Consider the following 12,894-nt stretch of genomic DNA (forward strand, 5'->3'; position numbering starts at 1 on the left):
GGATGTGAACGACAGGCGGCCGGGGGAGGCACTGTGGACGACTACGCGGGCCGGGTGCTCGCCGACCGCTACCGCCTGCCGCTGCCGCCCTCCGACGAGTACGAACTGACCGAGACCCGGGCCTTCGACACCTACAGCGGGCAGGAAGTGCTGGTCCGTCAGGTGCCGTTGCCGGAGGTCGTCGAGGCCGAGGTGCTCGACGCGGAGGGGCTGCCCGAGGGGTTCACCGCCCGGGAGCGCGGAGACCGCCGGAGCCCGGCGGCCCGGACCGCCACCCGCCGGCCCTCGGACCCGGCGGTGCGGCGCGCCGTCGAGGCCGCGCAGGCGGCGGCCCGCATCCCCGACCATCCGCGCCTGGACCAGGTCTTCGACGTGTTCGCCGAGGGCGGCTCGCTGTGGATCGTCAGCGAGTGGGTGTCGGCGCGCCCGCTGTCCGCACTGCTCGCCGAACAGCCGCTGTCGCCGTACCGGGCGGCCGAGGTCGCCTCCGACGTCCTCATGGCGCTGCGCGTGCTGCACGCCCACGGCTGGGTGCACCGCAACATCACCGCCCGCACGGTCCTCGTCTGCGACGACGGCCGCGTGATGCTGACTGGCCTCGCGGTCGGCGCGGCAGAAGAGGCGCTGAGCGGATACGACCCGGTGCCGGCTCCGGACGGGCCGGAGGGCCAGGACCAGTCGGCCGGGGCCCTCGGGCCCGGCGGCGGGGCCGGTGACGGCGACGGGGGGCGGGGACTCGGTGGCTTCGATGGGCGTGGTGCTCCGGGAGCCGGGGGTCCGGCCGGTGCGGTGAGCAGCCCGGCAGGCCCCACGGGACCCCTTCCCTCGCCCGATGCGGATCCCGAGGCTGCGCGGCGCGCCGCGATCCAGGCGCGGGCGGCCGACGGATTGCCGGTGCCGGGCGCGAACGGGGCTTCCGGCGGGGCCACCGTCCCCGGACCGCAGGGGAGACGGGCCCTGGAGAGCGGGGAGGACGTCCGTGCCGCCCGGGCCGGAGCCATCGCCGCGTACCGTGCGGGAGCCCGGGCCGCCGCCCGGGTGCAGGAAGCCGGGCAGAACGGCCGAGCCGCCCTGCCCGCAGCCCGCCCGCCCGCCGAGGGCGAGCACGACGCCACCCGCGCGGGCGGTACGGCGCAGCCGCCGTACTCCGCCGGGCAGACCGCGCCCCCGTCCGGCCAGATAGCCGACCCGTACGGGGTGCGCGGCACGCCCTGGCACGGAGCCTCGCCTCGCACCGACCCCGGTGCTCCGCCGAGCGCGCCCCACGCCGGGGGACAGCGCCCGGGACTTCCGGCGAGTGGCACCCGCCCGGGCGCGACACCCGGCTCGGGCCCTGCGCTCGGCTCCGGTCGGACGCACCCGGATCAGCGGCGCGGCGCGGGCCAGGCGCGCCCCGAGCAGGCGCTCGGGTCCGGCCGATGGCCCGGTTCCGGTCTGCTGCCCGTGCCCGGTCAGGCGCCGGACGGTCAGCCGCGTGGTTCCGGGTACGGAGCCGACCGCGCCGCTGCAGCCCCGGGCCAGGCGCCGCATGCCCCCGCGGGTGCGGCTCCCGCGCCCCTGCCCGCCCAGGCAGGCCCGGCCTCCCGCTGGGACGGTCCGGGTGCCGGCGGTGCCGTACGGCGGGGGCCGGGTACCGCGCTTGCCGCCGAGCGGGCGCGGCAGGTGCGGATGACCGTGGTGGGGCCGGTGACCGAGCGGTGGGCGCCGGAGCAGGCCGGGCCCGTGCACGAGAACTGGCAGCTGGCGGCGCCGATCGGACCCGCCACCGACCTGTGGGCTCTCGGCGCCCTGCTCTTCCGGGCCGTTCAGGGACACGCGCCCTACCCCGAGGAGTCCACGGCCGAGCTCGTGCAGCTGGTGTGCGCAGAGCCGCCCGCCTTCGCCGAGGAGTGCGGACCGCTGCGCCCGGTCGTGGAGTCGCTGCTGCGCCAGGACCCCACCGACCGGCTGGACTTCGAGGAGCTCGGCGGCTGGCTGCGCTCGCTGGTGCGTTCCGCGCCCGAGCCGGACGCCGGCACCCATGTCGTGCCCGTCCCGCCCGCCGACCCGAGCCGGCTGCCGATCGTGCGGCGCCGCGGCGAGTTGGTGCGGCGGCGGCGCGCCGGACTGCCCGCGACCCATCCGCACGGCCGGCACAAGCGGGCCCGGGAGGAGGCGAGTTCCCCGCGCCGTCTCGGCCGGACACTACTCCTGCTGATCCTGCTCCTGCTGGCCGGCGCGGTCGCGTACGCGATGCTGTTCATGCCGAAGCAGGGGGAGAGCGGTGCGGCGGGCAGCGACCGTACCGGCAGCGCCGGGCAGGCGAGCCCCGCCCCTTCCCGTACCCGGCAGCCGTCCTCCGGGCAGTCCGCGGACGGCGATCCCTCGGCGTCCGCGCCCGCCACCGAGACACAGACCGGCGGCGGCCCCTCTGTCGCCGACGGGTTCACCCTGCGCACCGACCCGGACGGCTTCCAGGTCGCCGTCGCCAAGGGCTGGGACCGCACGCCCAAGAACGGCAGCGGCCAGGTGGTCTACTCGCACGGCAACTTCGAGCTGCTCGTCGTACCGGGGAGGGACAGCGCCTCGTCGGGCGGCAGCGACCCGATGGTCTACCAGCGGGACAAGGAGCGCGAACTTCAGCCGTACCGGGACTCCAGCTGGGCCACGGCCACCGGCCTGAGGACCATCGAGGTGGGCGGGCGGACCATGGCGGAGGGCCAGTTCACCTGGACCGACGGGCAGGGACGCGACCTGTACGTGCGCAACATGGCCATCCTGCTGAACGGCCGCTACCACATTGTCCAGGTCCGCGGTCCGGAGGCCGAGCGCGACGAGGTGACACGGCTGTACGAGCAGGCTACGGCGACGTACCGCTACACCGGTTGAGCGCCCCGTATACCGGTTGAGCGCACCGGGATTCGGTTCCCGTTCGCGCGCAGAAGCGAAAACCGTCACAGTGCGGTTTCCTTGGCCCCCCGCTTGTTCCCTGCGGGCAGGGCGGTCCTTAGTCTGACCCTGTCAAGAGCATTGCGGGGCAACGTGAATCAGATGCAGGGCCTGCTGATAGCGGGCCGCTACCGGCTTGCCGATTCCATCGGCAGCGGCGGCATGGGCCGGGTGTGGCGCGCCCACGACGAGGTGTTGCACCGGAAGGTCGCCGTCAAGGAGTTGACCGCCGCGCTCTACGTCTCCGAGAGCGACCAGGCCGTACTGCTCGCCCGAACGCGGGCCGAGGCGCGCGCCGCCGCGCGTATCAACCACTCCGCCGTCGTCACCGTCCACGACGTGCTGGAACACGACGGCCGCCCATGGATCGTCATGGAGCTGGTCGAGGGCCACTCGCTGGCCGACGCGGTCAAGGAGCGCGGCCGCATCGAGCAGCGGGAGGCCGCGCGGATCGGCCTGTGGGTGCTGCGGGCGCTGCGCGCCGCGCACTCCGCCGGTGTGCTGCACCGGGACGTCAAGCCCGGCAACGTACTGCTCGGCCGGGACGGCCGGGTCCTGCTCACCGACTTCGGCATCGCCCAGATCGAGGGCGACACCACCATCACCCGCACCGGAGAGGTCGTCGGCTCGGTCGACTACCTCGCGCCCGAGCGGGTGCGCGGCCACGACCCCGGCCCGTCCTCGGACCTGTGGGCGCTCGGTGCCACGCTGTACACGGCGGTCGAGGGCCGTTCGCCGTTCCGCCGCACCTCGCCGCTGAGCACCATGCAGGCGGTTGTCGAGGAGGAGGTGGAGGAGCCCCGTCACGCCGGTCCGCTCGGGCCCGTCATCGCCGCCCTGCTGTGCAAGGAGCCGGCCCAGCGGCCGGGCGCGGAGGAGGCGGAGCAGATGCTCGCGGAGGCGGCGGAGGGCCGCCGCCCGCACACTGCCCAGGCGTTCATCCCGACCCAGGGCTCGGGCATGGACACCAGCGGGTCGTACACCTCAGGGTCGTACACCTCGGGGTCGTACGGCTCCGAGCCGTACGCCTCCGGGGCGGGCACCTCGGGTTACGGCTCCGGGCCGGCAGCCTCCGGCTACGGCTCCGGCGCGGCGGCTCAAGGCTACGGCTCCGGGCCGGGCGCCTCCGGGCGTTCCGCCACCGGGCCGACCACGGTGGCGCCGACCGCGGCGGGGCCCAGTTCGGTCGGGCCCACCACCATCGGGCCCACGTCGGCCGGGCCTCGCACGGCACCGGCCCGCCCCCGGCGGCGCCGCCTGCGCACGCTCGCGCTCGTCGTCGCCGTCGCCGCCGTGCTCGGCGGAGGTGCGGCGGTGGCCTTCCAGCAGTGGGGCTCGTTCCAGCAGGAAAGCGACGCGGGCGGAGCGACCCCTGCGCCGGCGACCTCGGCCAAGAGCACCTCGGGCCAGGAGGGCGCGGTCCCCGACGACTGGGAGCGCAAGGACGACCCGCTGGGCTTCAGCCTCTCCCTGCCCAAGGGCTGGAAGCGCAAGGTGTACAGCAACGACGGCGCGCTCAAGCAGATCGACTACTCGCCCGACGGCGGCAAGCACTTCGTGCGCATCGCCATCGACACCAACCCGGACTTCGCCGACGCCTTCCAGCACCAGAAGGACCTGGAACAGCAGCTCCAGCGGCTGGTCGGCTACCAGCGCGTGGCCATGGAGGAGAACACCTACCGCGACCGCAAGGGCTCGCTGTGGGAGTACACCTGGACCGCGCTGAAGAAGGACCCGCCCCACGTGCCCGGCCCGCGCCACGCCATCGAGGAGACGTACTACTCGCGCGAGGGCGTCGAGTACGCGATCTACATGTCGTCGCCCGCCGCCGACTGGGCGAAGACGAGCAAGCAGTTCAAGTGGGTGCTGCAGAGCTGGCAGCCGCCGAACGCCGGCTGAACCGGCTGGACCGGGTGAACGCGGCCTGAACGCCCGAGGCTTGGCCGATCACCGCCCGGGAGGGCGTGCTCCGGTGCGGCATGATGGGGCTCATGGGATCCGACGGGGACGACCTCCGTGTGATCGCGGGCCGATACCGCCTTCAGGCGCGGATCGGGCGCGGCGGGATGGGCGTCGTGTGGCGGGCGAGCGACGAGGTGCTGGGCCGTCTGGTGGCGGTCAAGGAGCTGGCCCCGGACGACTCCCTCCCGGACGACGACGCCCGTCGCCGCCGGGAGCGCACCTTCCGTGAGGCGCGGGCGGTCGCGCAGTTGCGGCACCCGCACATCATCGTCGTGCACGACGTGGTCGAGCACGACGAACGGCCGTACATCGTCATGGATTTGATCGACGGCGGCTCGCTCGCCGACCGCATCGACACCGGCGGCCCGCTCGATGCGGCACAGGCCGCCCGGATCGGTATCGACCTGCTGAGCGCGCTGCGCACAGCGCACGCGGCCGGGGTGCTGCACCGGGACATCAAACCCGCGAACGTGCTGATCGAGTCCGGCACCGACCGGGTCGTGCTCACCGACTTCGGCATCGCGCAGGTCGCCGGCGCCACCACACTCACCGAGACCGGCTCGTTCGTCGGCTCGCCCGAGTACACCGCCCCGGAGCGGATGTCCGGCGTCCGTACCGGGCCGGAGTCCGACCTGTGGTCGGTCGGCGCGCTGCTGTGCACGGTGCTCAGCGGCGAGTCGCCGTTCCGGCGCGACTCGATCGGCGGCATCCTGCACGCCGTTGTCGCCGCCGAGATCCGGCCACCCGCGCAGGCCGAGCCACTGCTGCCCGTCGTACGGGGCCTGCTGGAGCGCGATCCCGACCGGCGGCTGGGCGCGGCGGAGGCCGAGCGGATGCTGCGGACGTTCCTGGAGACGGGCCGCACTCCGGATGCGCCGGGCACACCGGGCACGGGCCGCACACCCTGGACCGGTGACTCCGCGGGCCGTACCGCCGTGGCCGCCTCCTACACGCCGACCGAGCACGACGTGCCGCGCCGGTTCGTCGTCCTGCCGGCGCCCGGGCCCGAACAGCCGCCGGCCGCACGCCAGTCCGCGCGGGGCGTCCTGGTCGCCGCGCTGCTCGTCGCCGCGGTGGCCGGGGCGGGCGTGTCGGCGGCCGCCCTGCTGCTGAACCAGGGCGGGCACGGGGGCGGCGGCACACCGGGCGGTACGGCGACCAGCCCGGCGGCGCCGACCAGCCCGGCCGCGCCCACCAGCACCTCCCCGTCCCCGACGGCCACCGCGAGCAGTGCACCGGCTGCCACGGCGAGCAGCTCACCGGCGGCCTCCCGTACCCATACCGCTCCCTCCGGTTACCGCACCGCACGTGACCCGGCCGGCTTCTCCCTCGCCGTACCGCAGGACTTCACCCGCGACCGGCAGGGCGAGCGCGTCTTCTACGTGTCCGAGGGGCAGACCTTCCGCCTCGGCATCAAGGTCGCCGCGCCCGAACCGGGCGGCCCCGTCGCGGTGATGAACCGAGCGGCGGCCGACGGGCCCAGCACCAACCCCGGTTACCACGACGGCCGGGTCACCGAGACCACGCACGCCGGACATCCCGCCGCGCTCTGGGAGTTCAGCTGGGACGGCTTCAGCGCCGCGGAGGGGCCGCGCCACACCTACGACCTGTGCTGGGAGGAGGGCGGACGGATGTACGACGTGTGGGTGTCGGCGCCGGTCGGGAAGGTCAGGGAGGCCCGGGAGTACTTCGACGTGGCCGTGGACACCTTCTCGGTCACGGCTTCGTGACCGGTTCGCCTTCCCTGTGGATCCGGACGCGCATGGCGCGATATGGATGAACCATGAGCAGTGACGGGGGAGTCGGCCACCCGGCCGACGACACGACGAGTTTTGTTCTGCAACCGCCGAGCCCGAACGCGGTCCCACAGCCTCCTGCGGTGCCCACCCAGGGCACCGGACGGCTGATCGCCGGGCGGTACCGGCTGCTGGCCAAGCTCGGCCACGGCGGGATGGGCACGGTGTGGCGGGCCAAGGACGAGATGGTGGACCGCGAGGTCGCCGTCAAGGAGCCCCGGGTACCGGACCACCTTCCCGAGCGTGAACGCGCCAACGCCTTCGAGCGGATGCGCCGCGAGGCGCGCGCCGCGGCCCGGCTCGACCACCCCGCGGTGGTCGACGTGCACGACGTCGCGGTCGTCGACGGCCGCCCGTGGATCGTGATGGAGCTGGTGCACGGACGCTCGCTGGGCGGCGCGCTCCAGGAGGGCACGCTGGACGCGCGCGAGGCGGCCAGGATCGGTCTGCAGGTGCTCGGCGCGCTGGAGGCGGCGCACGCGGCGGGCGTCCTGCACCGGGACGTGAAACCGGACAACGTGCTGCTGGGCCGGTACGACCGGGTCGTCCTCACGGACTTCGGCATCGCGCAGATCGAGGGCGAGACGAACCTGACCGACACCGGCGGCTTCGTCGGCTCGCCCGAGTACATCGCGCCGGAACGGGTGCTGGGGCAGCGGCCCGGCCCGGCGAGCGACCTGTGGTCCCTGGGCGTCGTCCTCTACACGGCCACCGAGGGCGTCTCCCCGTTCCGCCGCAGCAACACCCCGGCCACCCTCCAGTCCGTCCTCAACGCCGCCCCGGCCGCGCCCGCCGCCGCGCGGGGCCCGCTGTCCGAGGCCATCAACGGCCTGCTCCACAAGGACCCCGCCCGCCGCCCGACGGCGGCGCAGGTCCGCGCCCTGCTGGAAACGGCCGCGAACCCTCAGGCGCCGGAGCCCACCCAGCGCGTGCAGGTCACCGCGCCCGCCACCCGCTCCCCGCGCCGCCTGGGCCGCAAGGCCTGGCTGGGGGCGGGCGCGGCCGTGGTCGCGGCCGCGGTGGCCGGCTACCTCCTCCTCGCGGACCCCTTCGCCGGCCCGCTGCCGGACGGCTGGGCGAAGCGGACGGACGCGAAGCTGGGCGTCACCCTCGCCGTCCCCGCGGCCTACCAGCCCGGCCACCCGGAGAAGGACGACACCGACAAGAACTGGGTGTCGTACACGGACTGGAGCGGCAGCATCGCGATCGTCGTGCACCTCGCCAGGAGGTCGGACGACTCCCAGCACGAGATCCTGAGCAACGCGACCGCCCAGATGCTCGACGACAACGAGAAGTTCCGGAACGAGGGCGCCTACGAGCTCGACATGCCCAAGGGTGCGAAGACGGACCCGGACAAGAACGCCACCTACCACGGCAGGGCGGCCGCCAGGAACACGGTCGTTTACACCACGGACGACAGCCAGAACCCGCGCCCCCGTGAACTCCAGATCTTCTACTACCGTACCAAGTCCGGCGACCTGTACAAGCTCACCGTCAGCTATCCGGGCAAGGGCGACTTCACGGCCCGCGGCCGGGACGTGGCGAAGGCGGCGATCGCGAACCTGGACATCAAGAAGCCGTGACAGCCGGGCGGGCGGCCCGGGCCTGCTCCCGGTACCGCCCCGGCGTGGTCCCGAACTCCCTGCTGAACGCGTGCGAGAGGGCGTACGGGCTGCCGTAGCCGGTCTCCCTGGCCACCGTCGCCAGGGGCGCGTCCGAGTCGCGCAGGCGGGTCGCCGCCAGGGTCAGCCGCCACCAGGTGAGGTACGTCATCGGCGGGCGGCCGACCAGGGAGGTGAACCGGCGGGCCAGGGTGGCGCGGGAGACGCCCGCCTGCGAGGCCAGGCGGCCGGCCGTCCAGGGGGCCGCCGGATCGGAGTGCAGGGCCCGCAGCGCGGCCGTCGTCACCGGGTCGTTCAGCACCGCCGGCCATGCGCCCGTCTCCGCCCGGGCCATCCAGGCGCGGACCAGGTAGATCAGCAGGAGGTCCAGCAGGCTCGGCAGGGCCAGGCAGGCGCCCGGCCGGGCTTCGTCCAGCTCCCGGGCCAACAGGTCGACGGCGGTGCGCAGTTCGGGATGGTCACCGACCCGGTGGGGCAGATGCACCACCTGTGGCAGCTCCGCCAGCAGCGGGTGCGTGCGATTGCGGTCGAGGCGGTACTTGCCGCACAGCAACTCGACGTCGGGGCCGGGCCCGGGACGCCGTACGTCCGAGTCCCGCACCTCCTCGAACGGCACCGCCCGCCGCACCTCGGCAGCCCCCGCCGCCCGGTCCGCCAGCACATGACCCGCCCCGTGCGGCAGCAGCACCACGTCCCCCGTGCCCAGGGTCACCGGCTCGCCGCCCCCGTCCGGTACGAGTCGGCAGGTGCCGCTCAGCACGACATGGAAGCCCGCGCCCTCGTACGGCGCCAGCCGGACGCTCCAACTGCCGCTCACCCGCAGCCGGTTCGACGACGGACGGCCGGCTCGGACCGCGGAGATCGCATCGCTCACCACATCCATGAGACGTCAGCGTATTCGAGCGAGCCGGATGAGCATCGGGAAACTCATTTCCGGCTCCTAGAGTCATCGGTATGGCTGACAACGTACAGAGCTTCATGGTCGGTGACGTCGAGGTGCTCCGCATCCTGGAGTGGCGGGGGCCGCACGTGCCCGTCGGCGCCCTCGTCCCGGACTGCGACCCCGAGGTGTGGAGCGCCTACGAGGACCAACTCGTCCCCGACCACCGGGAGCCCGGCGGTGACCGTGCCGTGGTGGCAGTCCAGACCTGGGTACTGCGGGCCGGCGGACGCACCGTGCTGGTCGACACCGGCGTCGGCAACGGCCGGGAGCGGCCCGGCAATCCGCTCTTCCACCGACGCCAGGGGGACTTCCTGGACCGCCTGGAGCGGGCCGGGGTCCGTCCGCAGGACGTCGACGTCGTCGTCAACACCCACCTGCACGGCGACCACGTCGGCTGGAACACCCGGGACGCCGACGGCGAGTGGATACCGTCCTTCCCCGGCGCGCGGTATCTCCTGCCGGCCGCCGACGACCACCACTTCGGCCCGGCGGGCGGCTACGCGGGCGGCGCGCGCCCCATCGACCGGCTGATCTACGAGGACAGCGTCGCGCCCGTGCACCGGGCCGGGCAGGCCGTGGTCTGGGACGGCGCGTACCGGATCGACGAGCATCTCGTCCTGGAGGCCGCCCCGGGCCACACCCCGGGCTCCTCCGTCCTGCGCCTCGAATCGCGCGGAGAGCGGGCCGTGTTCGTCGGAGACCTGCTGCACAGCCCGGTGCAGATCCTGCACCCCGAGTGCAGCAGCTGCTTCTGCCTCGACCCGCGGCAGGCGGCCGAGACCCGGCTCCGGGTGCTCGAACGCGCCGCCGACGAACGGGCCCTGGTCGTCCCCGCCCACTTCGGCGGTGCGGGCGCCGTGGAGGTGCGCAAGGGGCGCGGGGGGTTCACCCTGCACCGGTGGGCCGCCTGACCGCCCGCTTCGACAAGGGCATGGTGTGCACGGTACTCATGTGACATGAGTGGAGACGGCGAACTCCCGTCCGACGGACGTCTGATCGGTGGGTGCTACCGGCTGGTCGAGCGCATCGGGTCCGGTCCGACCGGGACCGTCTGGCGCGCCCGGGACGAGCGGGGGCAGGGGCAGGTCGCCGTCAAGGAGCCCGCGCTGCCCGCCGCTCCAGCCGATGACGAGGAGAGCCGGCGCGTCGCACACCGGCTCTACCGCGAGGCCCGGGCCGCCGCGCGGGTGCGGCACCCCTCGGCCGTCACGATCCACGACGTCGTCAGCGAGGACGGAGTCCCCTGGATCGTCATGGAGTTGGTCGAGGGCGAGTCGCTGCGGGAGGTCGTCCGGCGCGGACCACTCCCGCCCGCCGAGGCCGCCCGGGTCGGGCTCGCGGTCCTCGGGGCGCTGCGCGCCGCGCACGCCGTCGGGATCGTGCACCGGGACGTCAAGCCCGCCAACGTCCTGATCGAGTCCGGCACCGGCCGGGTTGTCCTCACCGATTTCGGGATAGGGGACGGGCACGCCGAGGAGGCCCCCGCCGCATTCGTCGCCCCCGAGCGCGCGTCGGGTCCCGGCGCCGGGCCGGCCTCCGACCTGTGGTCGCTGGGTGCACTGCTCGCCGCCGCCGTCGAGGACGCGGAGTCCGGCCCCCTCGGCCCGCTGCTGACGCGGCTGCACGCACGCGAGCCCGAGGCGCGGCCGGGCGCGGAGGAGGTCACCGAGGCGCTGGCGGCACTGGCCGGTGAAGGGGCCGTAGAAGCTTCCGTACGCGAAAGCGCGCCGCCCCTGAAGCAGACACCGGTGGTCCCCGATGTCACTCCCGCTTGTGCACCCGTTCCCCGACCCCGCCGCCGCACCCCGCTTGCCGCGCTGGGTCTCCTGCTGGCGAAAAAGCCCGAAGCCGAGTGATCGTCACCCTGCCAACCCCCTGATCAGCACATTTGCTGCCAGTGATCACTGGCGCCGTGTGAGCACTCGGTGAATCCCCGTTACCGACGGGTACCCAAAGCCCCCGCTGCGGCATACCCTGCGCGTCATGACGGACTCGCAGGCCCCGGACATCACCGGCACCAACCCCCTCGCGCCCGCCCCCGAGGGCGCCCGCACCGCTGCCGACGTGGTCACCCCCGAGCTGGTGGCCCAGCTGACCAAGGGCGTCGTCGGCTCAGGCCGTACCGCCAACCACACCCCGTTCACCGGCGAGAAGCTGGCCGACCTGCCCGAGTCCACGCCCGAGGATGTCCTGAAGGCCTACCAGGCCGCCCGCGCCGCGCAGGCGGTGTGGGAGAGGACGCCGGTGCGGCAGCGCGCCGCCGTGCTGCTCCGCTTCCACGACCTGGTGCTCGCCCGCCAGGCCGAGGTCCTCGACCTCATCCAGCTGGAGACCGGCAAGGCCCGCCTGCATGCGCACGAGGAGGTGCAGGCCGTCGCCGTCGCGGCCCGCCACTACGGCCGCAGGGCCCCCGGCTACCTGCGGCCCAAGCGGCACGCAGGCGCCATGCCCACCCTGACGAAGGTCACCGAACTCCGGCACGCGCGCGGGGTCGTCGGCCAGATCGCCCCCTGGAACTACCCCCTGGAGCTGTCCGTCGGCGACGCACTGCCCGCCTTCGTGGCCGGCAACGCGGTGGTGATGAAGCCGGACACGGAGACCTGCCTGACCGCCCTCTGGGCGCGTGACCTGCTCATCGAGGCCGGACTGCCCGCCGACGTCTTCCAGGTCGTGCTCGGCGAGGGCCCGGTCGTCGGCCCGGAGGTCGTCAGGCACGCCGACTACGTCTCCTTCACCGGCTCCACCCGCACCGGCCGCGAGGTCGCCCAGGGCGCCGCCGCCCGCCTGGTCGGCGTCTCCCTCGAACTCGGCGGCAAGAACGCCATGCTGGTGATGGACGACGCCGACATCGAGAAGGCGGCCGCCGGTGCCGTACGCGCCTGCTTCTCCTCGGCCGGCCAACTGTGCATCTCCATCGAGCGGTTGTACGTCCACGAGTCCGTCGCCGACGCCTTCCTGGAGCGCTTCGCCGCCCGCACCAGGGCCATGCGGCTCGGCAACTCCCTCGCCTACGGCGCCGACATGGGCTCGCTGGTCGGGGAACGGCAGCTGAAGACCGTCGAACGGCATGTGGAGGAAGCCGTCGCCAAGGGCGCGAAGGTGGTCGCGGGCGGCGTGTCCCGCCCGGACATCGGCCCGTACTTCTTCGAGCCGACCATCCTCGACGGCGTGGAGGACTCCATGGCCGTGTGCGAGGAGGAGACCTTCGGCCCTGTCGTCTCCGTCTACCGCTTCAAGACGGACGACGAGGCGGTCGAGCGCGCCAACTCCACGTCGTACGGCCTGAACGCGTCCGTGTGGACCAAGAGCGCCCGCCGCGGCCAGGACATCGCCTCCCGGCTGCGCACCGGCACGGTCAACGTCAACGAGGGCTACGCGCCCGCCTACGGCAGCGTCCAGTCCCCGATGGGCGGCATGAAGGACTCCGGCCTCGGCCGCCGCCACGGCTCCGAGGGCATCCTCAAGTACACGGAGGCCCAGACGGTGGCCCAGCAGCGGTTGCTGCCGATGGCGCCGTCACTCGGCATGGACGACGAGAAGTACGCCCAGTTCATGAGCCGCAGCCTCCGGCTCATGAAGGCATTCCGGTTCAGGTAACCCACCTGAGGGACGCGGGGCTGTATCGATATGCGGCTCCGCCGCG

At 73.9% G+C, this 12,894-nt stretch carries 8 protein-coding genes; 7 read left to right on the top strand and 1 reads right to left on the bottom strand.

Annotation, left to right across the window (positions count from 1 at the left end; genetic code table 11):
- The first annotated feature begins 33 nt into the window (after positions 1–33).
- The 4 genes from AQI88_RS11105 to AQI88_RS11120 all read left to right on the top strand — a co-directional run bounded on the left by AQI88_RS11105 (position 34) and on the right by AQI88_RS11120 (position 8,269).
- Entirely contained in the window at positions 34–2,868 is a 2,835-nt protein-coding gene (locus AQI88_RS11105) for a protein kinase (protein ID WP_066995829.1), read from the top strand.
- A gap of 162 nt (positions 2,869–3,030) precedes the next feature.
- Positions 3,031–4,827 carry a serine/threonine-protein kinase gene (locus AQI88_RS11110; protein WP_066995832.1) on the top strand — a complete coding sequence of 599 codons (1,797 nt, stop codon included), beginning with the start codon at positions 3,031–3,033 and terminating at the stop codon, positions 4,825–4,827.
- 92 nt (positions 4,828–4,919) lie between these two features.
- Positions 4,920–6,620, top strand: a complete 1,701-nt coding sequence (locus AQI88_RS11115; protein WP_066995835.1) for a serine/threonine-protein kinase — start codon at positions 4,920–4,922, stop codon at positions 6,618–6,620.
- 53 nt (positions 6,621–6,673) lie between these two features.
- A complete protein-coding gene (locus tag AQI88_RS11120; RefSeq protein ID WP_066995838.1) occupies positions 6,674–8,269 on the top strand; it encodes a serine/threonine-protein kinase in 1,596 nt (531 codons plus the stop codon).
- Here AQI88_RS11120 and AQI88_RS11125 read toward each other — a convergent pair.
- Entirely contained in the window at positions 8,256–9,191 is a 936-nt protein-coding gene (locus AQI88_RS11125; protein WP_066995841.1) for an AraC family transcriptional regulator, read from the bottom strand. The two genes, AQI88_RS11120 and AQI88_RS11125, sit on opposite strands and share 14 nt — an antisense overlap.
- 71 nt (positions 9,192–9,262) lie before the next feature.
- Here AQI88_RS11125 and AQI88_RS11130 point away from each other — a divergent pair, with 71 nt between their 5' ends.
- The 3 genes from AQI88_RS11130 (at position 9,263) to AQI88_RS11140 (ending at position 12,848) form a co-directional block, all read left to right on the top strand.
- Positions 9,263–10,162 (top strand): MBL fold metallo-hydrolase, encoded by a 900-nt coding sequence (locus tag AQI88_RS11130; RefSeq protein WP_066995844.1) that lies wholly within the window; start codon positions 9,263–9,265, stop codon positions 10,160–10,162.
- A gap of 45 nt (positions 10,163–10,207) precedes the next feature.
- Complete coding sequence (locus AQI88_RS11135) at positions 10,208–11,107, top strand: serine/threonine-protein kinase (RefSeq protein ID WP_066995847.1); 900 nt, start codon at positions 10,208–10,210, stop codon at positions 11,105–11,107.
- Between the two features lie 127 nt (positions 11,108–11,234).
- The gene (locus AQI88_RS11140) at positions 11,235–12,848 is read left to right on the top strand and encodes a succinic semialdehyde dehydrogenase (protein ID WP_066995851.1); all 1,614 of its coding nucleotides are present in this window, start codon (positions 11,235–11,237) and stop codon (positions 12,846–12,848) included.
- The last annotated feature ends 46 nt before the right edge of the window (positions 12,849–12,894 follow it).

The sequence above is a fragment of the Streptomyces cellostaticus genome (assembly GCF_001513965.1).
GTDB classification, from domain to species: domain Bacteria; phylum Actinomycetota; class Actinomycetes; order Streptomycetales; family Streptomycetaceae; genus Streptomyces; species Streptomyces cellostaticus.

Excerpts from the sequence above, each read along its gene's own strand:
- AQI88_RS11110 (WP_066995832.1), top strand. The coding sequence starts at position 3,031 with ATGCAGGGCCTGCTGATAGCGGGCCGCTACCGGCTTGCCGATTCCATC.
- AQI88_RS11125 (WP_066995841.1), bottom strand. The coding sequence starts at position 9,191 with ATGGATGTGGTGAGCGATGCGATCTCCGCGGTCCGAGCCGGCCGTCCG.
- AQI88_RS11130 (WP_066995844.1), top strand. The coding sequence starts at position 9,263 with ATGGCTGACAACGTACAGAGCTTCATGGTCGGTGACGTCGAGGTGCTC.
- AQI88_RS11135 (WP_066995847.1), top strand. The coding sequence starts at position 10,208 with ATGAGTGGAGACGGCGAACTCCCGTCCGACGGACGTCTGATCGGTGGG.
- AQI88_RS11140 (WP_066995851.1), top strand. The coding sequence starts at position 11,235 with ATGACGGACTCGCAGGCCCCGGACATCACCGGCACCAACCCCCTCGCG.
- AQI88_RS11115 (WP_066995835.1), top strand. The coding sequence starts at position 4,920 with ATGGGATCCGACGGGGACGACCTCCGTGTGATCGCGGGCCGATACCGC.
- AQI88_RS11120 (WP_066995838.1), top strand. The coding sequence starts at position 6,674 with ATGAGCAGTGACGGGGGAGTCGGCCACCCGGCCGACGACACGACGAGT.